22 protein-coding genes and 1 tRNA gene are annotated in these 24,635 nt (G+C 60.6%); 12 read left to right on the top strand and 11 right to left on the bottom strand.

Annotated features, from left to right (window positions below; genetic code table 11):
• Positions 1-3: 3 nt before the first annotated feature.
• Both ACN9MU_RS05770 and ACN9MU_RS05765 read right to left on the bottom strand, forming a co-directional pair.
• Positions 4-1,287, bottom strand: a complete 1,284-nt coding sequence (locus tag ACN9MU_RS05770; RefSeq protein WP_426336946.1) for a hypothetical protein — start codon at positions 1,285-1,287, stop codon at positions 4-6.
• 39 nt (positions 1,288-1,326) lie between these two features.
• Positions 1,327-3,213, bottom strand: coding sequence for a PAS domain S-box protein (locus ACN9MU_RS05765; RefSeq protein WP_426337623.1), 1,887 nt, complete (start codon positions 3,211-3,213; stop codon positions 1,327-1,329).
• 53 nt (positions 3,214-3,266) lie between these two features.
• Between ACN9MU_RS05765 and ACN9MU_RS05760 the strand changes: the two genes are divergently transcribed.
• The gene (locus ACN9MU_RS05760) at positions 3,267-4,262 is read left to right on the top strand and encodes a hypothetical protein (RefSeq protein ID WP_426336945.1); all 996 of its coding nucleotides are present in this window, start codon (positions 3,267-3,269) and stop codon (positions 4,260-4,262) included.
• 161 nt (positions 4,263-4,423) lie between these two features.
• Positions 4,424-5,110 (top strand): hypothetical protein, encoded by a 687-nt coding sequence (locus ACN9MU_RS05755; protein ID WP_426336944.1) that lies wholly within the window; start codon positions 4,424-4,426, stop codon positions 5,108-5,110.
• Positions 5,111-5,122: 12 nt separating this feature from the next.
• On the opposite strand, the gene ACN9MU_RS05750 is transcribed toward ACN9MU_RS05755, so the two are convergent.
• Together ACN9MU_RS05750 and ACN9MU_RS05745 are read right to left on the bottom strand one after the other, a co-directional pair.
• A complete protein-coding gene (locus ACN9MU_RS05750) occupies positions 5,123-6,457 on the bottom strand; it encodes a GAF domain-containing protein (protein ID WP_426321032.1) in 1,335 nt (444 codons plus the stop codon).
• Positions 6,454-6,942 carry a hypothetical protein gene (locus ACN9MU_RS05745; RefSeq protein WP_426168282.1) on the bottom strand — a complete coding sequence of 163 codons (489 nt, stop codon included), beginning with the start codon at positions 6,940-6,942 and terminating at the stop codon, positions 6,454-6,456. The genes ACN9MU_RS05750 and ACN9MU_RS05745 overlap by 4 nt, the downstream gene beginning before the upstream one ends.
• Before the next feature lie 70 nt (positions 6,943-7,012).
• Here ACN9MU_RS05745 and ACN9MU_RS05740 point away from each other — a divergent pair.
• From ACN9MU_RS05740 to ACN9MU_RS05705, 8 genes are all read left to right on the top strand, one after another.
• A tRNA-Phe gene (locus ACN9MU_RS05740) sits at positions 7,013-7,088 on the top strand.
• Between the two features lie 172 nt (positions 7,089-7,260).
• Positions 7,261-8,823, top strand: a complete 1,563-nt coding sequence (locus ACN9MU_RS05735) for a hypothetical protein (protein WP_426321030.1) — start codon at positions 7,261-7,263, stop codon at positions 8,821-8,823.
• Positions 8,820-9,617, top strand: coding sequence for a 1-deoxy-D-xylulose-5-phosphate synthase N-terminal domain-containing protein (locus ACN9MU_RS05730; RefSeq protein ID WP_426321028.1), 798 nt, complete (start codon positions 8,820-8,822; stop codon positions 9,615-9,617). Before ACN9MU_RS05735 ends, ACN9MU_RS05730 begins: the two co-directional genes overlap by 4 nt.
• Positions 9,614-10,504, top strand: coding sequence for a transketolase family protein (locus ACN9MU_RS05725; RefSeq protein ID WP_426321026.1), 891 nt, complete (start codon positions 9,614-9,616; stop codon positions 10,502-10,504). Before ACN9MU_RS05730 ends, ACN9MU_RS05725 begins: the two co-directional genes overlap by 4 nt.
• Entirely contained in the window at positions 10,501-12,465 is a 1,965-nt protein-coding gene (locus tag ACN9MU_RS05720; RefSeq protein ID WP_426321024.1) for an NAD-dependent epimerase/dehydratase family protein, read from the top strand. Before ACN9MU_RS05725 ends, ACN9MU_RS05720 begins: the two co-directional genes overlap by 4 nt.
• Positions 12,462-13,370: a class I SAM-dependent methyltransferase gene (locus ACN9MU_RS05715; RefSeq protein ID WP_426344286.1), complete on the top strand. Its 909-nt coding sequence runs from the start codon at positions 12,462-12,464 to the stop codon at positions 13,368-13,370. The genes ACN9MU_RS05720 and ACN9MU_RS05715 overlap by 4 nt, the downstream gene beginning before the upstream one ends.
• Positions 13,367-14,101, top strand: coding sequence for a class I SAM-dependent methyltransferase (locus ACN9MU_RS05710; protein WP_426321020.1), 735 nt, complete (start codon positions 13,367-13,369; stop codon positions 14,099-14,101). Before ACN9MU_RS05715 ends, ACN9MU_RS05710 begins: the two co-directional genes overlap by 4 nt.
• The gene (locus tag ACN9MU_RS05705) at positions 14,098-14,454 is read left to right on the top strand and encodes a hypothetical protein (RefSeq protein ID WP_426321018.1); all 357 of its coding nucleotides are present in this window, start codon (positions 14,098-14,100) and stop codon (positions 14,452-14,454) included. Before ACN9MU_RS05710 ends, ACN9MU_RS05705 begins: the two co-directional genes overlap by 4 nt.
• A 309-nt stretch (positions 14,455-14,763) precedes the next feature.
• Here ACN9MU_RS05705 and ACN9MU_RS05700 read toward each other — a convergent pair whose 3' ends face one another.
• Both ACN9MU_RS05700 and cysQ read right to left on the bottom strand, forming a co-directional pair.
• Positions 14,764-15,039, bottom strand: coding sequence for a hypothetical protein (locus ACN9MU_RS05700; RefSeq protein WP_426321016.1), 276 nt, complete (start codon positions 15,037-15,039; stop codon positions 14,764-14,766).
• Positions 15,040-15,041: 2 nt separating this feature from the next.
• Positions 15,042-15,833, bottom strand: coding sequence for a 3'(2'),5'-bisphosphate nucleotidase CysQ (gene cysQ, locus ACN9MU_RS05695; RefSeq protein WP_426321014.1), 792 nt, complete (start codon positions 15,831-15,833; stop codon positions 15,042-15,044).
• A 641-nt stretch (positions 15,834-16,474) separates the two neighbouring features.
• Here cysQ and cysD point away from each other — a divergent pair.
• Both cysD and cysN read left to right on the top strand, forming a co-directional pair.
• A complete protein-coding gene (gene cysD / locus ACN9MU_RS05690) occupies positions 16,475-17,371 on the top strand; it encodes a sulfate adenylyltransferase subunit CysD (protein WP_426323688.1) in 897 nt (298 codons plus the stop codon).
• The gene (cysN, locus tag ACN9MU_RS05685; protein ID WP_426321012.1) at positions 17,371-19,290 is read left to right on the top strand and encodes a sulfate adenylyltransferase subunit CysN; all 1,920 of its coding nucleotides are present in this window, start codon (positions 17,371-17,373) and stop codon (positions 19,288-19,290) included. The genes cysD and cysN overlap by 1 nt, the downstream gene beginning before the upstream one ends.
• An 11-nt stretch (positions 19,291-19,301) precedes the next feature.
• On the opposite strand, the gene ACN9MU_RS05680 is transcribed toward cysN, so the two are convergent.
• Genes ACN9MU_RS05680 through rfbA form a run of 5 tightly spaced genes read right to left on the bottom strand, consistent with a single transcriptional unit; the run spans position 19,302 to position 24,626 of the window.
• Entirely contained in the window at positions 19,302-20,975 is a 1,674-nt protein-coding gene (locus ACN9MU_RS05680; RefSeq protein WP_426323686.1) for a hypothetical protein, read from the bottom strand.
• Positions 20,976-21,027: 52 nt separating this feature from the next.
• Positions 21,028-22,392: an ABC transporter ATP-binding protein gene (locus tag ACN9MU_RS05675; RefSeq protein ID WP_426321010.1), complete on the bottom strand. Its 1,365-nt coding sequence runs from the start codon at positions 22,390-22,392 to the stop codon at positions 21,028-21,030.
• Positions 22,382-23,200 carry an ABC transporter permease gene (locus tag ACN9MU_RS05670; RefSeq protein WP_426336938.1) on the bottom strand — a complete coding sequence of 273 codons (819 nt, stop codon included), beginning with the start codon at positions 23,198-23,200 and terminating at the stop codon, positions 22,382-22,384. The genes ACN9MU_RS05675 and ACN9MU_RS05670 overlap by 11 nt, the downstream gene beginning before the upstream one ends.
• Positions 23,200-23,745 (bottom strand): dTDP-4-dehydrorhamnose 3,5-epimerase, encoded by a 546-nt coding sequence (rfbC, locus tag ACN9MU_RS05665; RefSeq protein WP_426320984.1) that lies wholly within the window; start codon positions 23,743-23,745, stop codon positions 23,200-23,202. Before rfbC ends, ACN9MU_RS05670 begins: the two co-directional genes overlap by 1 nt.
• A complete protein-coding gene (gene rfbA, locus ACN9MU_RS05660; RefSeq protein WP_426320982.1) occupies positions 23,745-24,626 on the bottom strand; it encodes a glucose-1-phosphate thymidylyltransferase RfbA in 882 nt (293 codons plus the stop codon). The genes rfbC and rfbA overlap by 1 nt, the downstream gene beginning before the upstream one ends.
• Between the last annotated feature and the right edge of the window lie 9 nt (positions 24,627-24,635).

The raw sequence follows: 24,635 nt of genomic DNA, 5'->3' as shown, positions 1-24,635 counted from the left end.
TCATCAGCGTAGGCCGCTGGCCAGGCGCGGCGACGACAGCAAAGTCTTGAACGCTTCCCAGCGCTGCTTGCGGGCGGCCACCGGATCGGTGGCCGTCACATGTTTTTCCACCCAGGCCTTGACCAGGTCCTTGCCCAGGTTGTAGTTGATGACGTAGCCGCGGTTGGCGTCATAGAAGGACAGGCGCTGCGCCGATTTCTCCGGCGGGTACAAGGCCACGTTCACCAGCCATTCGATGGTCTGCTCGCGCGTCCACTTCCCTTCCAGGTAAGCCTGCGCCGCGTCGTTGTCGGCGTAGCTCAGCTTGCCGAGCAATTTCATGAGCTGCGCGTATTGCGGCGCCAGGGCGGGGTCCAATCCCGCCAAGGGGTACAGCACCTTCTGCTCGAAGGCCAGGCGCTCGTCATCGGTGAACGCCATTTCGATGCCGTAGTTCGCGCTGCCCTCGGCAATCAGCGACATTGGCGAGAACAGCGGATACACGCTGAACTCCACCCAGTCGCGCTGCTTGACCAGCGCCTGTTCCAGCAAGGCGTTGTAGACGTGATGGCCCGGATAGCCTTCGTGGCAGCCCAGGTCCACCGCGCGCTCGATGTAGATCGGGAACTCGGTATTAATCTGGATCAGGCTATGCGCATTGCCCTTGTACCAGTTATAGCCGGACCACGGCTTGTTGCTGACGAACTCCAGCACGAAGCTTTCCTTCTGCGGCAAGGCCATGAAGGCGGCGGTGCGCTCGCGGCAGGCGGCGATGGAAGCATCGAAGACGGGCTTCAGCCTGTCCTTGGGGATCGCGAACTTTGCGCGGAAGGCTTTCAGGCGCTCCGGCAGCGACCCCTCGCCCGGCAGCAGCTTGTCGACCTGCGCCACCAGCGTCATGTAATAGGCGCGATCGTGGTGCGGAGTGACGGCATCGTACAGCAGCGCGGTCTCCTCGTCGAAGCTGAACTTGCGGCCTTCCAGCATGTCGACACGGGCCTGCATGGCCTTGAGCTGCTTGGCAAGGAACTCGATGCGCAGCGCTTCGTCGGCGCCAGCGGCCTTCTGCTGTGCGATGTCGCGCTGTGCCGCCACCACGCCGGCCTTGATCGATGCCAGGCTTTGCTTGTCCTGCGCCGCCTGCTGTTCCAGTTCCGGCGGGCCGTAATACGCATCGACGTAGCTGCTGTCATGCTGGCCGATGGCCAGCACCAGCTTGCGGTAGCGTTCCGCCACGTCCTGCACCGACGCTGCCATGGCGCTGCCAGCCATCAGCATGGCCAATCCTCCCAGTACGATTTTTTTCATGTCCCCTCCGCGGCTTGTGCCAAAGCCGTAGAGTGTAACTCAGGCGGTGCGCAACTGGCGGGCCAGGTCGGCCAGGCGATACGGCTTGCCGACGACGGCAAACTCCTGGTCCGACTGCGGGAAGCCGGAAGACAGGATGATCTTGATGCGCGGGTAGCGCTGGCGCACTTCGCGCGCCAGTTCCAGGCCGGTCATTCCGTTCGGCATCATCACGTCGCTGAACAGCACGTCGACTTCGCTGTCGCGCTGCAGTGCGCGCAAGGCAGCCGCCGCATCGTTGGCATGCAAGGTGGCGTAGCCCATGGACTGGAACAGTTCGCGCGCCGATTCCATCACCAGCGGGTCGTCGTCCACGATCAGCACGCGTTCCTCGCGCGCCGCGCGCGGCGCCGGCGTTTCCGGCACCGCCTCCTCCAGGGCCGGCAGGAAGAGATTGATGCATGTACCCTTGCCTTCCTCGGTGTCGATTGTCACACCGCCGCCGGATTGCACGATAAAGCCGTACACCTGGCTCAATCCCAGGCCGGAACCCTTGCCGACTTCCTTGGTGGTATAAAACGGTTCAAAGGCGCGCCGGCGCACTTCCTCGCTCATGCCGGTGCCGGTGTCGGCAACGCTGACCCGCACATAGTCGCCGGCAGGCAGGGCTCCCTCCTGGTTGGCTTCGAGGCTGACGTTGCGCGTGGTGACTTCCAGCGTGCCGCCTTCGGGCATGGCATCGCGCGCATTGACCACCAGGTTAAGCAGGGCTGCCTCGAAGCGCGCTTCGTCAATCGAGGCCTGGCGCAGTTTGGGGTCAAGGTCCATTTCAAAGCGCATCAGCGGGCCGGCCGCGCGCCGCAGCACGCCTTCGAAGCCAAGCACCAGGCGGTTCAGCTGCTGCACGCTGGGCGCCAGCGGCTGCTGGCGCGCAAAGGCCAGCAGTTGCTGCGTCAACGCGGCGCCCCGGTCGACCGCGCGGCGCATGCTGTCCAGCACGCGCGCACCGGCAGCTTCCGGCGGCGCGGTGCGCAGGATGTCGATGCCGTTCGATACCACAGCCAGCAGGTTGTTGAAGTCGTGCGCCACGCCGCCCGTCAATTGCCCGATCGATTCCATCTTCTGCGCCTGGAACAGGGCCGCGCGCGCCTGCTCCAGCGATTCCTGCGCCTGGCGCTGCTCGGTGTTGTCGCGCGTGACTTTGGCAAAGCCGAGCAACTCGCCGTCATCATCGTACAGCGCATCAATCACGGCGTGGGCCCAGAAGCGCGTGCCGTCCTTGCGCACGCGCCAGCCTTCGCTTTCGTAGCGGCCCGCCCGCGCCGCAACTTCCAGCGCGCGATCCGGCACGCCTGCCGCCTTGTCATCTTCAGTAAAGAAGCGCCGATAGTGGGTGCCCAGCACCTCCTCCGGCGCATAGCCCTTGATGCGTTGCGCGCCCAGGTTCCAGTTGGTGATCAGGCCTTGCGGCGACAACATGTAGATCGCGTAGTCGATCACGCCCTGCACCAGCAGGCGGAAACTCCGTTCGCTTTCGCGCAGCGCTTCCATGACGCGCTTGCGCTCCGTGATATCGCGAGTGACGTTGGCAAAGCCGACGTGCTCGCCGTCCGGAGTATAGATTGGGTCAATCACCACGCTGGCCCAGAACTGCGAGCCATCCTTGCGCACCCGCCAGCCCTCGCTTTCAAAACGGCCTTCGCGCAGCGCTGTTGCGAGGGCGCGCTGCGCCAGGCCGGCCTGCTGGTCTTCCGGCGTATGGAAGCGCGAGAAATGCATGCCGAGCACTTCGCTTTCGCTGAAACCGTTGAAACGCTGGGCGCCCGCATTCCAGCTACTGATGCGGCCTTCCGTGTCCATCATGTAGATCGCGTAGTCGCTGATGCTGGATACCAAGAGTTCATACCTGGTTGACAGACTCTCAAGCGCCGGGGCTTCATTGATCATCAGTAGCGGGCGCGCACTGCTGCGCGCATTCATTGTGCGAGGATTTCAGCAGGATGCCACAATCTGTAATTATGTGGAAAACGACATTGTTGCTGGCGCTGGCCTCGGCCTTGGCGCTGCCCACGGTGGAGGTGCCCGGCACCCGTTCACCGGTGGACAAGTCCTACCGCAAGATGCTGCAGGGCGTGGAGCGTTTCAAGCGCGAGCGCGCGCTGGCGCCGCAGGCCACGCTGCGCTTCCGCCTCCTGCCGCGCCAGCCGGGCACCGATATGCAAGGCATCAGGCTGAAGGTGGTGGGCGATACCACCAGCATGTCGGTGCCGGTCGGCGCCGACAACAGCTTCACGCTGGACTACAACGAACAACTGTGGCGCGAAGACAGCGCGGTTCTTGCCAACCGCAAGACCCTGTCCATGACATGGCGCGCCGAAGTGCGCAGCCCGGGCGTACCGGCAGGCATGCGGCGCCTGGGCGACCTGCGGCTGGAATGCCTGGTCGGCATGGAGGCCGGGCTGGTGTCCAACAACGCCCACCTGTTTGCCTGGCTCGATGAGTTCCTGCGCAGTCCGGACAAGGTATGCAGCGACCCGCACGGCAACTATATGTTCTTTACGGAAAAACCGTTATTCTCCGTTACCCTGCAGGCAGGCGAGCGGCACGCCACCCTGCCCTTCCACGCGCTGTATGCGGGCAATCCGCCCGCTGCTGAAATGCCCTACTGCGACTGCCAAGTGCTGCTCGACCGCAGTTACTTCGCCCCGATATGGGACCGCAGCTGGCCGGACGACACCCTGCTGGGCTTCGAATACATGGACGACCCGCCACCCGCCAGCCCGGCCGCCCCGCGCGACCGTACGGCAACGCGTGCCGCACTGGGCCCGCCCCAGCTCAGCCTGCGCTTCGGCAGCGGCCGCGAAGTCTGGCTGTACCAGTCCACGCCACCCATCCCCCTGGAGCCCGGCCCCGACGGCCGCCCGCGCATGGGCGAGCATGTGCTGCTGTTCGCCCTCGACGGCGCCACGCTGAAGTCGCGCCAACGTGCACCATGAAAGTCGGGGTCAGGTCTGGCAATCCGCCAAAATGGCGGATTGCCAGACCTGACCCCGACTTTTGCTTAAGAAGTTTTTAAGGTTTGCTGAGGGAGTTTTTAAGAACGCGGCGATGTCTTCATGACTACCATTCTCTTCGTACCCACCCGAGGACGAATGACATGAGCAAACCGCGAATCAATATGTACTCCGGCATCCACAAGGCGCTGCGCCACTTCATGAGCGACACGGAAAGCCGCCTGTCCCGCACCGACGCCGCCGATAACGAAGACCTGCAGGGCAGCCTGGCGCAGGTGCGCGAACTGCTGGCCATGATGCGCAAGCACCTGCAACACGAGCGCGATTTCGTGCATCCTGCAATGAACGCGCGCCGTCCCGGCTCGGCGCAGCTGGCCGAAGGCGACCATGATCACCACGACTGGGCCATCGACAAGCTGCTGGCGCTGTGCGACCACTGTGCCACTGCGGTCGGCGGCGCCCGCTTCCAGCACCTGGAGCACCTGCACTTGCAACTGTCGGTCTTCATCGGCGAGAACCTGGTGCATATGAACCTGGAGGAAACCGAGCACAATGCCGTGCTGTGGACCTGCTACTCCGACGAGGAACTGCACCAGATCCACGAGCGCATCATTGCTGCCATTACGCCGGAGGAAATGCAGGCAACCATGCGCTGGATGATCCCGGCCGTGAGCCCGGCCGAACGCGCCGGCATGCTGCTGGGCATGCGCGCCGGCATGCCGCCGCCGCTGTTCGAAGGCATACTGTCACTCACGCGCAGCCTGGTCAGCGCACGCGACATGCAGAAGCTGGAAGCAGTACTGGCAGCGCCGCAGCCGATCGCCGCATGAAGCGCCGCAGGCTCAGGCTTCCGTCAACCGCAAGGGGCGCTGGACGCACAAGCGGAAATGGCCGCGTCCTGTTTTCTCGATGCGCACCGGCGCCTCGCGTTCGCACAGGCGCCGCGCCAGCAGGACCAGGCGCGCTTCCAGGTTGTCGCTGATGTCCGGCAGGCGCACGCGCTGGTCCAGCCGCAGTTCGCGATTGCTGAAGGCGGTCTTGCCATGCGCAACAAAGTCCTGCAGCAAGGCCCACAGCACGGCTCCCGCCACGCCCTTGATCATGTAGTCGTTGCCGAAGAAGACAGAATCGTTGTCGCCGAAGTGGCGCACCGCCAATGGCATCCCCTGCACATCGGGCAGCGCCTCCATTTCGGGCTCAGGCTCGGGAACCGGCACGTTCTGCATGATGTGCATGGCCATCGCCAGCTGGCCGCACAAGGTCACCAGCGCATCTTCGTCATCGTAGCTAAAGCGCAGGTCTTGCGGGCTTTCCACGTACAGCACGCCGATCAGGCGCTCGCAGCCCTGGATCGGCACGGCGAGCTGGCTGCGCGATGCGGCCAGCCCTGGAAAGGGAATCTCGGTCTGCAGTGCATGTCCCAGCCCTGTACCTTCCGCCTGCTGCCGGATCGCGCGGCTGTAGCTGTATTCGGCCGTCATGTGGCTGATGCGGATTGCCGTGCCTTCGCGCGCCGCGACACCAATCACGCCCTGCCCCAGCGGAATTTCGGAGCCCACGCCCGATTGCTCGTAACCTTGGCTGGCCACCGTGTACAGGCAGGCCGCCTGCGGATCGTGCAGCAGCAGCATGGCGTGGCTGATGCCCATCTTCTCGTTCAGGCAAGCCATGGTTTCATCGAACAGTTGCGCCAGGTCGCGGCAGGCCAGCAGGCGCTCGGAACACAGGCGCAGTGCGGCCAGGGTGTTGCGCGGCGGCGGGGGCGGCGGCGCCACATCGCGGTCCACGCAGACGATCTCGGTGACACGGAACACATCGGAGCCAAGCAACCTGAATACGCCCGTCATGCCGACATGCGAGGCCAGGCCGGCCAGCTTGGCCTTCATGCTTTCGAACAGTTGGCCGGAAGTTTCGGTGCGCAGGTATTGCAGCGCCAGCGAATACTGGGCTCCGGTATAGGGATTGACCACCGTCAGCCTGGCATGCGGATTGGCCAGGATATTGGCGCGTGTCTTGTTGAAGAACTGGTAGGACAGCGCCACGTGGTCGCGGTCCATGTACTGCACTTGCGACAGGTAGGAGGCGTTCGGCATGCCGGCCAGGTCGGCCGTGCCCAGCACAGCCGGGATGACGCCCTCTAAGCACTCGCGGATGGTGTCGAGCATGATCGCGCTCATTCGCCTGCCTCCAGCTTCTTGCCGGCGTTGGGCCCCGGCGTCTGGCTGTAGGCCTCGCTGGGACAGAAGCTCAGCGCCACCAGTTCCTCGGGCGGGCACGATAGCAGGGTGCGCACCATCTTTTCGTGGAAGCCGATCGCGCCCACCTCCGCCACGAAGGCGTCGCGGTAAGCCTCGACCAGTTGCACGTCGTCCGGCTGCAGCGCCGCCACCCGCGCATCGCGGCTCTTCAGCTGCATGGTACGGTGGGTGGAAGGCTGGGTGAAGGCGACGGCAATGGCGCCGCTGGCAAAGATGTCGCGCTGCACCGCCTGCGACTTCGCTTCCGGCACGAAGACCGTGACCCGGCGGCCGTCGTCGCTGACGCGGCAGCCGATGGCGCGCACAAGCTGGGGCAAGCCGTTGCGGTCGCAACTGGCCACGCTGATCGACACGCCTCCGCGCATGAACGCAATCTGTCCGGGATCGAGGTTTGCTGCACTCATGACAACATTCTATCGTACTGGGCTGAAGCCTTGGCAAAAGGAAAATCCGTCTGCTATAATTGCGCGCCTTGGCCTGGTAGCTCAGTTGGTAGAGCAGAGGACTGAAAATCCTTGTGTCGGTGGTTCGATTCCGCCCCGGGCCACCAAGAATAAAAATGAAAACGCCGACCCTTGCAGGTCGGCGTTTTTGTTTCAGCGCCCGCTTGACGCGTCCACTTCGCGGCCCAGATTGCCCCTTCGGAAGCGGTTCCAGCAAAGAAGGTGACGTCCCTCCCCCTACAGTTTAGAATGTCATTTTTCTCACAAAATGATGCCCGCATGCACGACGTCATAAGAAAGAATGACTATATCGTCCTCAAGACACTGGCAATTTCCTGTTTAGCTGTCTTTCTTTCTTTCATGTGGCAAGGCAATAAGGGACTAAATCTGTGGGATGAAGGATATCTCTGGTACGGCGCACAGCGTGTACTCAATAACGAAATCCCGATTCGCGATTTCCTGGCCTACGACCCAGGAAGGTATTACTGGTCCGCGACGATTATGAGCATTTTCGGCGACGCCGGCATCATGAGTCTACGCGCTGCAGTAGCAGTCTTCCAGGCCTACGGGTTATTCGTGGGAATGCTGTTAATTACAAGCTCTGAGCATAACAAGCCACGGACTGAATTCATACTTTGGCTGATAGCAGCAGCCACTTTCATGGTTTGGATGTTTCCGCGCCATAAGCTTTTCGATATCTCGATTTCGCTATTCTTGATTGGCGCACTTACTTACCTCATCAAGAATCCTACTGCTCGTCGCTATTTTATCGCAGGCGTTTGCGTGGGCGTAGCGGCGATATTTGGCCGCAACCACGGCATGTATGGCGCTATTGCTTGCCTTGGAGTCTTTGCCTGGTTTTCAATCAACAGTCGCTCTGGTTCAGGCCTCGTCCAGGCTAGCCTGCTCTGGGCAGGCGGGGTTGTAGTCGGTTTTCTCCCTGTCATATTGATGATTCTAGTTGTCCCGGGTTTTTCCAAGGCATTTTGGGAAAGTATTCGCTTTTTACTGGAAACAAAGTCGACCAATTTACCCTTGCCTGTTCCTTGGCCATGGTTGGTTGACTTCACTGGAGCCCCGGCCGGCGAAACTGCTCGAAGCGTCCTGGTCGGTCTTTTCTTCATGGCTGTTCTGATCTATGCGATTGCAGCGATTGCTTGGGTCACCTACTGCAAGGTCAAGGCGAAACCTGTCGCGCCAGCATTCGTGGCATCGGCGTTTCTTGCTTTACCGTACGCGCATTTTGCATTCTCACGTGCGGATATAGGCCACTTGGCCCAGGGCATTTTCCCACTGCTGGTGGGATGCATGCTGCTCTTCTCCTCAGCGCGAAGCCAGGTCAAATGGCCGCTTGCCCTAACACTGGTTAGCGCCAGCTTTTGGGTCATGCACGTATACCACCCCGGTTGGCAATGCCACGCGAGTACCCAGTGCGTCACTATTGAGGTTTCTGGGAAAGACCTTGAAGTGGATTCTAGTACCGCCCACGATGTGGCTCTGTTGCGAGAGCTGAGCCGGCAATACGCTCAAGGTGGCAAAACATTTATTGCAACGCCGGTCTGGCCTGGTGCATATGCCTTACTGGAGCGCAAGTCGCCTATGTGGGAAATTTATGCAATCCTTCCGCGCCCGGCCGCCTTTGAGGAAAAAGAGATCGAGCGCATCAAGGCGGCCGAGCCTGGCTTTGCCCTCGTAATTGATCTGCCACTCGATGGGCGCGACGATCTGCGCTTTAAAAATACACATCCATTGATTCAACAATATATAGCGCAGAATTATTTGCCAGTGCCGTTTGCTGGAAATGCGGCGTATAGAATTTTCAAATCGAAAGATACTGAATGATGGGCAAGCCTGATCCGCACTTCCGCGACCTCCTGCGCAAGACCAAATTGCGGCTCCTCCAACTTCACCGAGATGCGAACAGCGGGCATATCGGAGGCAACTTCTCGTGTATCGAAGCGCTGATGACCCTGCACCATCAAGTGATGAGACCATGCGACCGATTTATCCTCTCCAAAGGGCACTCTGCGGGCGCCCTCTACGTCACACAGTGGAGCCTGGGCCAACTCTCGGATGCTGAACTGGAAAGCTTCGCCCGCGATGATTCTTTACTCCCGGGTCACCCCAGCGGTGCCGGCATTCCAGGACTGATGTTTTCAACCGGGTCCCTCGGTCACGGTCCCTCGCTCGCTGCCGGTCTCGCGCTCGCGGCACGCCATAGAGGTCTTGCTCACCACATCTATTGCCTGTGTTCTGATGGCGAGTGGCAGGAAGGAAGCTGCTGGGAGGCGCTCAATTTTGCCGTCCATCAGCGCCTTGATAACCTGACCATACTGATTGACCAGAATGGGCTCCAAGGATTCGGCCGTACTGCCGACGTGATTTCCTGCGAGGACCTGACGCCGCGTTTGTCTGCGTTCGGCGCCAGCGTGCAGCACGTCAATGGCCACGATCCGGATGCAATTTGCGAAGCACTCAGTTCACCCGTCGCTGGTGCTCCGAGAGTGCTAACCCTCCAGACAGTCAAAGGTCACGGCCTGCATTTTGCGGATCAGCTTGAGTCCCACTACCTGCCCCTGTCAGATGCCAATTATTATGTAGCGCGAAACGCCGTGGAACAGGAGGGTCGCCGATGAGGAAAGCGTTTGCAGAAGCCGTCTTAACTCAGTGCAATCGCGAGGACTGGTTCTTCCTGACTGGCGATCTAGGCTTCATGGCTCTGGAAGAGGTCCAGACTGCGTTTGGCAATCGTTTTGTCAATGCCGGTGTGGCGGAACAAAACATGGTTGGCGTGGCGGCGGGGCTCGCGCGAGAAGAGCTGCGCGTTATCGTTTACAGTATTGCGCCATTCTGCTACGCGCGGCCTTTCGAGCAGATCCGCAACGACCTGTGCCTGGGCAAGCTACCCGTTTGTCTAGTCGGCAACGGCGGCGGATATGCATATGGCCATATGGGGCCTACCCATCACGCCTTGGAAGACTGCGCCGCGATGAACGCCCTAGGTGTGCGCGTCCTGGCTCCGGCTTTCGACGACGACCTTTCGGTCCTTCTCGCCCATTTGGAAATGCCTACCTACCTTCGACTTGGTTATGACGTCAGGCCGGCCGGCGAGAGCGTGCCCGGGTATGCCCCTTGGCGCGAAGTCCTACCTGGCAACAGCGGCGCGTTGGCAGCGCTGGGACCGATGGCTGGGCTTGCATGGCATGCCTTGGCAGGTCTCGACATCGACGCCAGGCCATCGGTTTGGGCGGTGTGCGAGTTCAATGGCGCCGCCATACCAGCCAGTTTCCTGGACCAAATAAGACGCGGTCCGCTGTACGTCCTGGAAGAACACGTTGCCCACGGAGGTCTTGGCATGCACCTGGCCTTTGAACTAGCAAAGCGTGGCCTAACGGCCGGGCGCTTCGTTCACCGACCGGCACTCGGTTACCCCGGCGGCCGCTTCGGCTCCCAGGCTTTTCACCGCAAGCAGTGCGGGCTCGATGCGGTTTCCATCCGCAATATGGTCACTGAGGGAAAATGAACTTAGAAGACAAGCTTAAAAGCCTCGCCGGCCCAGTGTTGGTACTCGGCGCCAGCGGTTTCATTGGGGCCAACTTACTGCGCCGCCTGCTGGCTGTACGCAGTGACGTTATCGGCACTGTTTTCGCCGGCGATACCTGGCGCCTCGACGGCATTTCATCGACCCATGTCGCATTCCTGAATCTACAGGATCCGGTCAGCGTCCGGTCGGTGCTGCACCGCGTCGCCCCCAAGACCATTTTTGATTGCTCGTCCTTTGGCGCCTATTCCTTCGAGCAGGACTTTGAGCGCGTCCATGCTACGAACTATCTCAGTTTTATCCGCTTGATGGAAGAAGTTGCCGACTTGAAGCTGGCGGCATTTATCCATGCCGGCAGTTCGTCCGAATATGGCCTCAATTCAGCAGGCCCTGTGGAAGACGCTACTTTACTGCCAAACAGCCATTATGCAGTCAGCAAGGTTGCGGCGAGCGCTGCCATTGCCTACTTTGGCAAAGTGCGCGGCATTCCGGTTGCCAACCTGCGCCTGTACGCTGTTTACGGCCCATTTGAGGATAGCTCGCGATTGATTCCTGCCTTGTGCGAAGCCAGCTTGAAAGGTGAACTGCCGATGCTGGCCCGCGCCGAGGTAAGCCGCGACTTCGTGCACGTTGACGACGTGATCGAAGCCTTTGCCGATGCCGCCCAGATGATGAGTCCCGACATCGCTGGCGAATCCATCAACATAGGCAGTGGCCAGCCAACTACACTTGCAGCATTGGCCGACATTGCGATCCAGTCTTTTGGTCTCGCCGCTGAACCGCGATTCAATCCCGCCGCGGGCCGCGCATGGGATACCGACAACTGGTTTGCCGATATTGGAAAGGCAAAACACCTGCTCGGCTGGTCTCCCAAGACCAGCCTCGCGGCTGGCCTGCAACAAACGCGCGCTTGGTGGCAGGCCCATCTCGTCCATGCGGAATTTGAACGGCTGACTAAGCGGACTCAATCACGCCAGGAAAAGAACTCCATATCCGCCGTGATCGCCTGTTATCGTGACGGCCAAGCGATTCCTATCATGCACGAGAGGCTGGTAGCGGTATTCCAACGCCTCGGACTCGATTACGAGATCATCTTCGTCAACGATAATTCACCGGACAACTCGGCCGAAACGATACGCGAAATCAGTGCCCAGGATCCTCATGTGATCGGCATTACCCACTCGCGCAATTTCGGCTCGCAAGCAGCCTTTCGCAGCGGCATGGAATTGGCGAGCAAGGAAGCCGTAGTGCTAATGGACGGCGATCTTCAGGATCCGCCAGAGCTGATCGAAGCGTTCGTCGAACGCTGGCGCGCTGGAGCAGACGTCATTTATGGTCGGCGCATCAAGCGAGAGATGCCGGTACTGATCGAGGCATGTTACCGGGCCTTCTACCGCGTCTTTGCAATCATGAGTGAAGTGCCGGTGCCCAAGGATGCGGGCGACTTTTCCTTGATCGATCGCAGCGTCGTGTACTGGCTACTGCAGTGCCAGGAGCGCGACTCCTTTTTGCGTGGGCTGCGCGCTTATGTAGGCTTCCGCCAGGAAGGTGTGGACTACGTGCGGCCAGAACGCATGTTTGGCGTCAGCACTAACAACTGGATCAAGAATATCGGCTGGGCTAAGAAAGGCATATTCTCCTTCTCGCGCATGCCCCTTCACCTGCTCACCGCGGTGGGCGGCATCGCAAGCTTTGGCACGGTTCTGCTGGCAATCTTTACCATTTTTGTGCGGCTATTCGAAGCCGATTCCGTCCCGAGGGGTGTTACTTTCCTGTCGCTGTTGGTCATGTTCTTTGGTTCTTTCACCCTGCTCGGCATCGGCTTGCTGGGGGAGTACATTGGCAAGATCTTCGAGGAAACCAAGGCTCGACCAGCCTTTATTCGCCGCAACCTGATTGTGCGCGGCGCAATTCGTCCGGCCGACCCACGGGGACAGGTGTGAGCAGCGAGCGCCCATGCCCCGTCTGCCTCGGCCGCAGCTATGCGCATTTCACCGATGAGCGTATTGATCCGGCACGCGTCGGCGCGTTGACTTACGCATCGCGCAAGCCACCGGAATTCATGTGCCTTCGCTTGGTACGCTGCAAAGACTGCGACCTGGTCTATGCGCCGCCCCCCCCTGCCGAGGATTTCCTCCATGCAGCCTATTCCGACGCGGATTTCGATTCCGGCCCCGAAGCGTTGGCAGCAGCCCAAACCTATGCCGACGCCCTGCGGGTCCACCTGCCGGGACTAGCACGCCGCAATGCCGCAGTCGACGTCGGCGCCGGTACCGGACCACTGCTCCCCTTCCTCCAGGAGCAAGGTTTTTTTCCGGTGATCGGGATCGAGCCATCGCGCGCGGCAATCGAGGCCGCTCCGCCAGCAGCACGACCACTGCTGCGGGAAGGCATGTTCTCGGCGGCAATGCTGGAAGGCGAGACCCTCTCCCTGATCACATCGTTCATGACTCTCGAACACCTTCGCGACCCGGGTGAATTCGTCTCCACCGCGCATGGCCTGCTGGAACCCGGGGGAGCAATTGCGGTCGTGGTGCACAATTGGCGCGCCCCGCTGAATCGCCTGCTCGGCCCGCGTTCGCCAATTATCGACGTCGAGCACCTGCAGCTTTTCAGTCCCCGAGCACTGCATGAGCTCCTTGCGCGCACAGGCTTCGAGCACATCGCACTCAAGCCCATCCGCAACGCCTATCCCTTACGCTATTGGCTGCGGCTCACCCCTTTGCCTGCCAGCGCCAAGCGGTTACTCCTTCGCCTGCTCGAACGCAGCGGTCTGGCGGATCGCCAAATCGCCATGAACGTAGGTAATATGCTCGCTGTTGGCTACAAACCTGAACCCTCGAAATGACCCAGTCTGATTTCAAGCAAAATGTCCGCCGCTTTGACGAAGACGTTCGCAAACAAGGCTCCTACGCCTACACTGGCGAGCGCCTGTCTGCCCGGCTCGCCAATGGCCGGATTAGCCGTAGCATTGCCGAATCCTTTGACTTCCAGGATGCATCCGTGCTCGACCTCGGTTGCGGAGACGGTGCCTACACAGTCGAATTCGCTGGCCTTGGCGTGCGCCAAGTGATCGGACTGGATCCGGCCGCTGTCGCGATCGAGGCAGCCCGCACCCGCGCTCACGCCTTGGGCGTGGCCGGCACAGTTAGCTTCGAAGTTGGCAATATTTATGATCTGGACCAATACCTCAGTCCTGGCCAATTCGACTGCATCGTGATCAGGGGGGTGTTGCACCACCTGCCCGATCCGGCGCGCGCCTTGGCCGGCCTGGCAACATTCGAAGGCACGGTGGTTGTGCTAGAGCCCAACGGCAATAATCCAGTACTCAAGCTGCTAGAGCGCTTCTCGCGCTACCACATCGAGCATGAAGAACGCTCGTTCCGTCCCCGCTTGATCGGTGCCTGGTTGGGCGCAGCTGGCCTGACCGTGCGTAGCTGTCGCTTGCTGAACCTGGTGCCATTCTTCTGCCCAGATCCCTTTGCCAAGTTCCTTCGGGCAGCCGAACCGTTGGTCGAACGCATTCCCCTGCTAAGAGACATCGCTTGCGGCCAGAGCATTATCGTCGCCAAGCGATGAAGAAGGTCGCCTCCCTAGCAGGAATGATCCTATGCATGACCGCGTCTCAGGTCTTCCTTAAGTTCGCCGCCCTGCATTCAGTAGTCCATGTCGGCGCGCTGCCGGGGTTCATTCGCAATCCATGGCTATGGACCGCCGTGACCTGTTCTGCCGGCGGCATTTGCTGCTGGCTGCTGACGCTGCGCCAGCTACCGCTGGCAGTGGCCTATCCCTGGACAGCATTGATCTATGTCATCACGCCGCTGGTAGGCGCCTGGTGCTTCGCTGAATTGCTCAGCGCAAGCTATGCTGTCGGGATCGTACTCATCCTCTTGGGGGTGTTACTGACCAGCCGCGGAGTAGCGCAGCGATGAGCCCGGCGGAACTCGGATTGTGCCTAGCCTCGCTTACCTGCAGCAGCATCTCGCAGTTATGCATGAAGGGGGCAGCAATACCAGGCAAACCAATCAGGCGGCTGACCTGCTTTGTTGTAGCGGGCGGCCTTCAATTGTTGTCGGTAGGTCTGGTCGTCTTGGCACTCCAAACCCTCCCCATCTCGCAATTGGTTCCGTTTGCGGCTGGAGCCTATCTACTCGTTCCCCTAGGCAGCCGCCAACTGTTCGGCGAGCACCTGCAGCCGCGCTTTTGGATAGGAGCTTCTCTGATTGTTTCGGGAATCCTGCTTACCCAGGTGTGAAGTCTTCCCGCTCGCTTACATAGCACACATCCCCACACCAGGATACGTAGCCGCTGGAACGGATGTGCCATTTGAAAACGCCAGCCTCCACTTGGTCTTCTGAGGTGACGACCGGCGCATGGAAGCGGACTTCCGCCGCAAATTGCTGCGTGAACTGGAGCACGCCGTCCACTTCGTCGCACTTGGTCAAGACACGCCACGGCAAAGGGTTATCGTTATCGTTGCGGTTGTTGAAACGGATGTGGATCTGTTGCTTTTCCATGTTCAAATCTCCTTTGGTGGATAGCCGCTCGGTGCCGATGCGATAAAGAACGGATTCAAGACCTCGGGCTTGCCATAACGCAGTGCCTGCCCCGACTCGGTGCACAGCACTCCGCCCGCCGCCTCTAGTACGGCATGGGCTGCCGCTGTGTCCCATTCACAGGTCGGCCCCAGTCGCGGGTAAAGATCAGCCGCACCTTCGGCAACCCGGCAAATTTTCAGCGAGCTGCCGGCCTGTACCAGCGTGCAGGCGCCGAGGCGGGCAATGAACGCCTGCGTCGCTTCGTTCATGTGGCTCTTGCTGGCCACCACCCGCAGTGGCCCCGCGCCCGGCGGCACGGTCCGGATCGAGCGGACGCCGCCGGCGTCAATGCGGCAGGCGCCCATGCCGCGCGCGCCCCAGAAAGTCTGGCCCAGCGCCGGTGCGACAACCACGCCGAACACCGGGCAACCATCCTCGACCAAGGCGACATTGACGGTGAATTCATCGTTGCGTGAAATGAATTCCTTAGTCCCGTCGAGCGGATCGAGCAGCCAGAACTGACCGCCGATCTGCCGCACGGCGACTGCTTGCCCCCCTTCTTCCGACACGATGGGCATGCCAGGCGTCAGTGCGGTCAGCCCAGCGATAAGCACCTCATGCGCTCGCAAGTCGGCCGCGCAAACCGGGCTGGCGTCTCCCTTGACGGTCCAGCTCACTTCGCCGGCCCGGTAAACCTCCATGATGGCCTCCCCCGCATCTTGTGCCAGGGCGATCACAGCCGCCACCAGTTCCTTGCCCAGCTCTTGTCGCATTATGCATCATTCGTGATTTTGTTTTGAGCATGCTATCATCAATCACAAGAATTACAAATAAAAACCAAGTCAAATACAAATTGCGACACAACGAGGAATGCATGACATTGCCCCCTTCCGCCTTGTTCAACCTGGATCGCGCTGGCCCTTGGGATACTGAAAGCGCCTACCTGCACTTGCAGGAGCTAGGCATGGCCGACAGCAAGCGCACCGCAGAGCGGCTGCTGCACAGACTGGATCTGCTGCCTGAGGCGCTTGAGGCATCGGCGCTGCGGGACGAGCATGGGCGGCAGCCCACCCCATCCGTGCTGGACTGGGACATCCGCCAGGCACGCAGCAAGCGCACTCTGATCGTTTTCGCCCAGTTAGGCAAGCTGCCTGGCAATCAGGCCTGCTTGCACTTGAACGATGCACGCGGCGCCCGCTATTGGTTGCCATTAGCGACGGCGGACGTTGATGCGGCGTTGGTGGCAAGTGGCTTGGCCAGGCTTCAAACGCATATCGGCAAACCGCTGGCCCTGTTCCCACACGGCCGTCTGGCCGGCTTCTGCCGGGACTTATGTTCCAGTAAGGAGATCCAGTTCAGCTTGCTCAGCTATAGGGCGGCGCCGCCAAATGTCAGCCGCGGTCCCGTGCTAGGCATATCGCCGCACCTGAAGCGGCTCGAAGCAGAGAGCATCGAAATCCTGCGGGAAGCAGTCGCGGCCGGCGGCAATCCCTGCATGCTCTATTCCCTTGGCAAAGACAGTTCAGTCATGCTGCACCTCGCGCGCAAGGCATTCTATCCTTCCCAGCCGCCGTTCCCGCTGCTGCATGTCGACACGCGCTGGAAGTTCCAGGAAATGTATGACTTCCGTGATGCAATGGTGCGTGAGAGCGGCATGGAAATCCTGGTCCACACTAATCCAGAGGCGATCGAAAAGAATATCAATCCTTTCGACCATGGCTCTAGCCTGCATACCGACATCACCAAGACCATCGGCCTTAAGCAGGCACTCGACCAGCACCAGTTTGACGTGGTGTTTGGCGGCGCGCGCCGCGATGAAGAAAAGTCGCGCGCCAAGGAACGTATCTTTTCCTTCCGCTCGGCCAGCCATCGCTGGGATCCGAAAAACCAGCGCCCCGAACCCTGGAACCTGTACAACACCCGTCGCAACAAAGGCGAAAGCGTGCGCGTCTTCCCTTTGTCAAACTGGACTGAACTCGATATCTGGCAGTACATCCACCAGGAGGGCATCGCCGTGGTTCCCTTGTACTTCGCCAAAGAGCGCCCGGTGGTCCGGCGCGACGGCATGTGGCTCATGGTGGATGACGCCCGTATGCCGATCGGTCCGGAGGAACAGATCTTCAAGAAGACAGTCCGGTTTCGCACCCTCGGTTGCTACCCTCTCACCGGCGCAATCGAATCGACAGCCAATTCCTTGCCGGAAATAATCATGGAACTGGCACAGGCCCGCAACTCTGAGCGACAGGGCCGGGCGATCGACAACGATGCTGCCGCCAGCATGGAAAAAAAGAAACAAGAAGGATACTTTTAATGCCTCGCTCCAAAAAGACCTCGCCGGCGCCGAGCCAGCCCCTGCGCGGGCCCGCCTCCCTAGCCTCGCTGGAGACGCTGCAGCGGCAGCAGGACAGCCAGGATTTGCTGCGCGTGATCACCTGCGGCAGTGTCGACGACGGCAAGAGCACGCTGATCGGACGCTTGCTGTGGGAGTCGCAGCAACTATTCGACGACCAACTGGACGCGTTGCAGAAAGAATCGAAGAAGTATGGCACGCAGGGTGGCGAGATTGACTTTGCGCTGCTGGTCGATGGCCTGGCCGCAGAACGCGAGCAAGGCATTACGATCGACATCGCGTACCGCTTCTTTGGCACCACCCTGCGCCGCTTCATCATTGCCGATACGCCCGGCCATCAGCAATATACGCGCAATATGGTCACTGCAGCCTCAACAGCCGACGTTGCCGTGTTACTGGTGGACGCCCGCAACGGCATGCAGACGCAGACCCGGCGCCACGCATTCCTTGCTTCGCTGATGGGAGTGCGCCACGTCGTGCTGGCCATCAACAAGATGGACCTGGTGGCATACTCCGCCGCAGCCTATACCAAGATCCACGAGGAATTCGCCGCGTTCGCCGCCACTTTCAAGTTTTCCTCCGTGACCGCCATTCCGCTCAGCGCCCTCAAGGGCGATAACCTGGGTCAGCGTTCGCTAAACATGCCGTGGTATTTCGGTCCAACCCTGTTGGGCTGCCTGGAAACCGTAAGGCAGGCTGAGCCGGTCGGCAGCGCTCCGGTTTTCCCGGTGCAGTGGGTCAACCGCCCGGACTCTGCGTTCCGTGGCTTCAGTGGGACGGTAGCGCAGGGCGCGTTCAGTGTCGGCGATGAAATTCGCGTCAGCGCATCGGGCCAGACCAGCAGCATTGCCGAAATCGTCACCATGGATGGCTCGCTCCAGCGCGCCGTGCACGGCGATGCAGTTACCCTGCGGCTGGCCTCCGAGATCGACGCTTCGCGTGGCGACATCCTGTCGCTCGCCAAGATGCCGCTGGAGTTGACCGACCAGCTGGAAGCGACCCTGATCTGGACCGATGCCGAACCCGGCCTGGTCGGCCGCAGCTACCAGATCAAGCTTGCGACCCAGGATGCCGCCGCATCCATCACCAAGATCAAACATGAGATCGACGTCAATACGCTTGCGCATCATGCCAGCAAGCATTTGACGCTCAATAGCATCACGGTCTGTACGCTCGCGCTGAGCAAACCCCTGGTCTTCGACAATTACGAGAAATCGAAACCGCTTGGCAGCTTTATCCTGATCGACCGCTACACCAACGCCACCGTGGCAATCGGCATAGTGCAGCACAATTTGCGGCGTGCCCAAAACGTGCACAAACAGGCATTGTCGATCAACCGGGCGGCCCGCGAAAAACTGAATGGCCACGCGGCGAAGGTGATCTGGCTGACCGGCCTGTCCGGTTCCGGCAAATCAACTGTTGCCAATGCGCTGGAGATGGCATTGCATGCGGAGGGTAAGCGCACCTACCTGCTCGATGGCGACAATGTGCGGCAAGGCCTGAACCGCGACCTCGGCTTCACCGATGCCGACCGGGTTGAGAATATCCGTCGTGTCGCTGAAGTAGCCAGGCTTATGCTCGATGCCGGGCTGGTCGTCATTACGGCCTTCATCTCGCCATTCCGGCAAGAGCGTGAAATGGCGCGCGCGCTGATCGGCGAAGCAAACTTCGTGGAAGTCTACATGAACGCGCCTCTCGAGGTGTGTGAAGGACGCGATCCCAAGGGCCTGTACAAGAAAGCGCGCGCAGGCCAACTGCCGAACATGTCAGGAATCGGCAGTCCTTATGAGGCGCCGCTGGCTCCCCATATCACGCTTGATAGCGGCCAGCTCACCCTCGATGACTGCGTCGCACGACTATTGAAGCTGGGTTTGGCATAACGTCTGGCCGCTCAAGACCGGCCGAGGACGCGCGCCACGCTGCCCAGCCAGCGCACCGGCGCACTCACACGCCAACTGGTCGAGCTGAGCAGTGACTGTACGGTTTGACGCAGGCTTGCGATCTGGCGTTCCCGCTCGACTACGGCGTCCTGCAGTTTTGCCAGCTCAGCCTTGCTGTGGCTCAATGCTTCGTCGCACTGCGCCATTTCGCGGGCGGTAGCCTCGAGCTGTGCCCGGCATTCGGCCGAGGCCGTGCGCGTGGCGGCTAGTTGAACCGCCCCTTCACCCAAGGCAGTGCGCGCCTGCTCCAGCGCGTGCTCGCGTTCACCCGCTGCGATGCGCAACGCCTCCAGCTGAGTGTCGCGTGCGGCTAACGCGGTGCGCAGGTCGCCCAAATCGGACTCGCGCTGGGCCAATGTGGCACGCAATTGGTTCAATTGTGTCTCGCGCTCGTCCTGCGCTGCATGCAATATCGCCAGACGCTGCTCACAGTCAGCGTGCGCGGCACGCAAGCCCTCGATCAGGCGGTCGCGTTCAACGGCGGCGGCATTCGCCGCCAGCAACTCTTCGCTGCGTAGCGCCACCAGGGCAGCCATCTCGTCGGCTCGGTCGCTATGCTCTGCGGTGAGCTGCGTCGCCTGGGCAACTTGCCCGTCGCGCGCGGCCAGCGCCTGCCGAAGCTCGACAATTTCCGCATCCAGCGATTTGAGGTGCTGATCGAAGGCCGCCAGCCGTACTTCACGCTCATTCAATGCCGCGTCTTGCGCGGCAAAACGCTCGTCGCTCGCCTGTTGCAGCTGGCGCATGCGCGCTTCCTGCTGCAAGCTATGGGCCAGTGCCGCAGCTTTCTGGTCCAGTAATTTATCATTAAGGCGCAAAGAGGGCTGCAGCTGTTCATATCGCTGGAACCACAAGCGGATTTTCGTTTGCAGCGCGGTATCTTGCAGCGTCAGGCGGTCGGCGGCAACTTCAAGCAAGGCCAGATAGACTTCATGTACCAGTTGCGGACAAGCCGGGTCGATCAGCAAATCTTCGGCAACATACTGCGTGTGCCGCAAATTCTCATCCAGGAAATCCTCTTTGTAGAGTTGCAGGGCCGCGGCATCAACTTCCAGCTTCAGCGCGCGCGCCAGGCGCGCGAGTTCGGCTTCCGGTGCCTGCATCAGGCGATCGTAATCGACCACCACGCAAGGGCTACCCGTGCTATGACTGAGGCCGGACACGACATGGGCCAGCCACAACAGATAGCTCTGTTCGCTTTCAATGCCATCGCGCTTGCCCAGCGAACGCACAACGCTTAAAGGGTTGCGCATAGCAAAGACATAGCTGACTTCAAAGCCACAGTGGGCAAACACCGCGCGCCAAAACGGCAGCAAGGTGGCGACACGGGGATCCTTGAAGCCAAAATGGCGTGCGCCGCCGATCTTCTTGCGCACCAGCTCAACAGCGCGCAGGAAGAACTCCTGCTGGCGCAAGCTGTCGATCTCCGCCGGCCTGATCATCGCCAGGTGCGACCAGTCGCGCCCGAGGAATTTCAGCATCTCGATATTGAGGGCATTCAGATCGATATCTTCCCAGAAACCCTTAGCATTATTGCCCTCCACCGCCGGAAGCAAGCGGTCGCCGAGGTCGACGCCCAGCACGGACAAGCCGCGCGTGATGGCACTAGTGCCGCTCCGATGCATCCCTAAAACAATGAACAGCCTGGTAACTTTGCTATCTGGCATGATTAACCTTTCAGTTCGCTCGATTCATTGGTTCGACGTCTGGACTGCAGGCAAAATCAATGGTGCCAGTCGCCAGGTCGTCCACTTCAGGCGCCACCCTGAACATTGCAATATCAATTAGCCGATGTAGGTAAGTTTCAACACCGTCGACTTCCCCCTGCAATCCAGCGTTCAAGAAATAGACGCCCGGATTCAGGCTGCAATTGAACCTGAATTCAACCTTGAATTCGGTCCCTGCGGCAATGAACGGGATGCGATCAAAGACACCGTTGGCACTGACACTGCCGCCCAGCTCGACACCGCTCAGGGTCTTGATCAACATGCCGAAGCGAACGTTGCGTGCGTCGCTGTCGAACCTGGCAGTGTACACATAACGATAGGTCCGACCCCGCCGTAGGTGGTTCACCTGTCTGCCGCCGATGGTGACGATCTTCGGTTCACAAATCTCCGCGCCGCGCATTTCATATGCGATGGTGCTGGACGGCTTCAAAGACGGATCAAAACTTTCTTCTTCGCGATCGTCGAAGGCTGCCGCCGCGGCCGGCCCGGGAACCGGGTCGGCGACATGGCTGGCCGAGGCCTCGAGCAGCAAGTCCGCCTGCCGGATCTGTTCACGGATTGCAGCCTGCTTGTCCGCTGGTGCATACAACAGCTTCTGGTAGCGCCCAACGATCTGCTTGGGTTTGCCCACTGCCAGTTTTTCGCCGGCATCCATCAGGATCGCTTGGTCGCAGAGCTCGACTACGGTACTGCCGGCGTGCGACACGAACAAGATGGTCGCTCCCTTAGCTCGGATCGCCTCGATGCGCGAGAAGCACTTGCGCTGGAACAGCTCGTCCCCCACCGACAGCGCTTCATCGACGATCAAGATCTCCGGGTCGACATTGATTGCCACCGCAAAGGCCAGGCGCACCATCATGCCACTCGAGTAGGTCTTAACCGGCTGTTCGATAAACTCGCCGATGTCGGCAAACGCCAGGATATCATCGAAGCGCGCCTCGATCTCGGCCCGGGTCAATCCGAGCACGGCCGCATTCATGTACACGTTTTCACGTCCGGTGAATTCGGGATTGAAGCCGGAACCCAGTTCCAGCAGCGCTGCGATGCGTCCCGAGGTCTGCACGCTGCCTCGCGTCGGATTCAGCGTGCCGCAGATAATCTGCAGCAGCGTCGATTTGCCGCTGCCGTTGCGGCCAACGATACCGACCGTTTCACCACGCTTGATCTCAAACGACACATCGCGGACCGCCCAGAATTCGCGGAAGTATTGCTTGCGGTTGCGCACCAGCATTTGCAGCAGGCGGTCACGCGGTTTGTCATAGATCTGGAAGCACTTGCTCAGGTTCTCGACCTTGATGGCGATATCAGAGGACATCGGCAAATCCCTTTCTCGTCTTCTGGAACCAGGCAAAGCCCAGCCAGGCCAGCACCGACGAACACAGCAGGTATACGGCCCAGGTCGCCAGGTCCGGCACCCGGCCCCAGAACAGCACGTCGCGCGCCTGCTCGATGACCAGGGTCAGGGGATTGAGCAGCAGCAGGTGGCGGTACTCTTCGGGCAACGCACTGGCCGGATAGAAAATCGGCGACAGGAACATCAGCACCGTGGTGACGATGCCGATGAATTGCGCCACGTCGCGCAGGTAGACCCCGAGCGATGCCAGCGCCAGGCCCAGCCCGATAATCAGCAGCAGCAGCGGCAGCAGCACCAGTGGCAGCAGCAACACTGTCGCGTGCGGTACGCCAAACAGCAGTGCATAGGCCAGCAGCCACACGGCCAGGCTGATCGCCGCATGGAACAGGGCCGATCCCAGCCCGACCCACGGCAGGATCTCCAGCGGGAACACCACTTTCTTGACGTAGTTGACGTTAGCCAGCACCAGTCCCGGCGCCCGGTTGACGCACTCAGCAAACAGGTTGAACACGATCAGGCCGGCAAACAGCACCAGCGCAAATTCCGTCTTCGAGGCGCTGCCGGCCTGCCAGCGCGCCTTGAACACCACGCTGAAGACGAAGGTGTACACCAGCAGCATGAACACCGGATTGAAAAACGACCACAGGATCCCCATGAACGAGCCGCGGTAGCGGCCTACCACTTCACGCTGGACCAGCGAACGCAGCAAGGTGCGGTGACGCCACACGCTGCCGGCCATCTCGGCCGGCGCGATCGAGAAATTCTGCATCAGGCAAAGACCTCGGCTTCACGCAAGGGCGTGCCCTGGGCATCCTTGGCCGACAGCACCGGGCTGCCGTCGAACTGCCAGTCGATCGCCAGCTCGGCATCATTCCAGGCGATGCTGCGCTCATACTGCGGCGCATAGTAGTCGGTGGTCTTGTACAGGAACTCGGCGCTGTCGCTGAGCACGACAAAGCCATGGCCGAAGCCTTCTGGCACCCACAGCTGACGCTTATTCTCGGCACTCAGGATTTCCCCGACCCACTGGCCGAAGGTTGGCGAGCTCTTGCGCAGGTCAACCGCCACATCGAACACGCTGCCACTGACAACACGCACCAGCTTGCCTTGCGCCTGCTGGATCTGGTAATGCAGGCCGCGCAGCACGCCCTTGGCCGAGCGCGAGTGGTTATCCTGCACGAAGTGCACGCACCTGCCCACCGCTTCGTCGAAGCGGGCCTGGTTGAAGCTCTCGTAGAAAAAACCGCGCTCGTCGCCGAACACTTTCGGTTCCAGCAGCAAGACCTCGGGGATACGCAAGCGGGTCACATTCATCAATACACCTTCTCTTCCAGGATGCGCAACAAGTATTGGCCATAGCCGTTCTTGGCCAGCGGCCGGGCCAACTGTTCCAGCCCTGCCGTATCAATCCAGTCCTGGCGGAAGGCAATTTCCTCTGGGCAGGCCACCTTCAGGCCCTGGCGGTTCTCCAGGGTGGCGATGAACTGGCTGGCTTCCAGCAAAGACTCGTGGGTGCCGGTATCGAGCCAGGCATAGCCGCGGCCCATGATTTCGACATTGAGCTGGCCGCGCTCCAGGTACAGGCGGTTCAGGTCGGTGATTTCCAGCTCGCCGCGCGGCGATGGTTTCAGGCTCCTGGCCAGCTCGACAACCTGGTTGTCATAGAAGTACAGGCCAGTTACCGCGTAGTTCGACTTTGGCTTGGCCGGCTTTTCTTCCAGCGACAGCACGCGCCGCTGCGCGTCGAATTCGGCGACGCCGTAGCGCTCAGGATCCTGCACATGGTAGGCAAAGACGCTGGCGCCTTCGTCGCGCGCCATGGCATTGCCCAGCAAGTCCTGGAAGTCGTGGCCGTAAAAAATGTTATCGCCCAGCACCAGCGCCGACAAGTCGTCGCCAATGAAGCGCTCGCCGATGATGAAAGCCTGCGCCAGGCCATCCGGCGATTCCTGCACGGCGTACTGCAGGTTCAAGCCCCACTGTTCGCCGTTGCCCAGCAACTGCTGGAAGCGCGGGGTGTCCTGCGGCGTCGAGATGACCAGGATATCGCGGATACCTGCCAGCATCAGGGTGCTGAGCGGGTAGTAGATCATCGGCTTGTCGAACACCGGCAGCAATTGCTTGCTGATCGCCAGCGTGGCTGGATGGAGGCGGGTGCCGGAGCCGCCAGCGAGGATAATACCTTTGCGTTTCATGCGGTTTTC

The organism is Pseudoduganella sp. R-32, from assembly GCF_049913245.1.
Lineage (GTDB): Bacteria > Pseudomonadota > Gammaproteobacteria > Burkholderiales > Burkholderiaceae_D > Rugamonas.
The sequence above is the reverse complement of the archived record's forward strand: the minus strand, read 5'-3'. Positions and strand labels throughout refer to the sequence as shown.

Coding starts and splice junctions, on each gene's coding strand:
- ACN9MU_RS05770 (WP_426336946.1), bottom strand. CDS start 1,287: ATGAAAAAAATCGTACTGGGAGGATTGGCCATGCTGATGGCTGGCAGC.
- ACN9MU_RS05765 (WP_426337623.1), bottom strand. CDS start 3,213: ATGATCAATGAAGCCCCGGCGCTTGAGAGTCTGTCAACCAGGTATGAA.
- ACN9MU_RS05760 (WP_426336945.1), top strand. CDS start 3,267: ATGCCACAATCTGTAATTATGTGGAAAACGACATTGTTGCTGGCGCTG.
- ACN9MU_RS05755 (WP_426336944.1), top strand. CDS start 4,424: ATGAGCAAACCGCGAATCAATATGTACTCCGGCATCCACAAGGCGCTG.
- ACN9MU_RS05750 (WP_426321032.1), bottom strand. CDS start 6,457: ATGAGCGCGATCATGCTCGACACCATCCGCGAGTGCTTAGAGGGCGTC.
- ACN9MU_RS05745 (WP_426168282.1), bottom strand. CDS start 6,942: ATGAGTGCAGCAAACCTCGATCCCGGACAGATTGCGTTCATGCGCGGA.
- ACN9MU_RS05735 (WP_426321030.1), top strand. CDS start 7,261: ATGCACGACGTCATAAGAAAGAATGACTATATCGTCCTCAAGACACTG.
- ACN9MU_RS05730 (WP_426321028.1), top strand. CDS start 8,820: ATGATGGGCAAGCCTGATCCGCACTTCCGCGACCTCCTGCGCAAGACC.
- ACN9MU_RS05725 (WP_426321026.1), top strand. CDS start 9,614: ATGAGGAAAGCGTTTGCAGAAGCCGTCTTAACTCAGTGCAATCGCGAG.
- ACN9MU_RS05720 (WP_426321024.1), top strand. CDS start 10,501: ATGAACTTAGAAGACAAGCTTAAAAGCCTCGCCGGCCCAGTGTTGGTA.
- ACN9MU_RS05710 (WP_426321020.1), top strand. CDS start 13,367: ATGACCCAGTCTGATTTCAAGCAAAATGTCCGCCGCTTTGACGAAGAC.
- ACN9MU_RS05705 (WP_426321018.1), top strand. CDS start 14,098: ATGAAGAAGGTCGCCTCCCTAGCAGGAATGATCCTATGCATGACCGCG.
- ACN9MU_RS05700 (WP_426321016.1), bottom strand. CDS start 15,039: ATGGAAAAGCAACAGATCCACATCCGTTTCAACAACCGCAACGATAAC.
- cysQ (WP_426321014.1), bottom strand. CDS start 15,833: ATGCGACAAGAGCTGGGCAAGGAACTGGTGGCGGCTGTGATCGCCCTG.
- cysN (WP_426321012.1), top strand. CDS start 17,371: ATGCCTCGCTCCAAAAAGACCTCGCCGGCGCCGAGCCAGCCCCTGCGC.
- ACN9MU_RS05680 (WP_426323686.1), bottom strand. CDS start 20,975: ATGCATCGGAGCGGCACTAGTGCCATCACGCGCGGCTTGTCCGTGCTG.
- ACN9MU_RS05675 (WP_426321010.1), bottom strand. CDS start 22,392: ATGTCCTCTGATATCGCCATCAAGGTCGAGAACCTGAGCAAGTGCTTC.
- ACN9MU_RS05670 (WP_426336938.1), bottom strand. CDS start 23,200: ATGCAGAATTTCTCGATCGCGCCGGCCGAGATGGCCGGCAGCGTGTGG.
- rfbC (WP_426320984.1), bottom strand. CDS start 23,745: ATGAATGTGACCCGCTTGCGTATCCCCGAGGTCTTGCTGCTGGAACCG.
- rfbA (WP_426320982.1), bottom strand. CDS start 24,626: ATGAAACGCAAAGGTATTATCCTCGCTGGCGGCTCCGGCACCCGCCTC.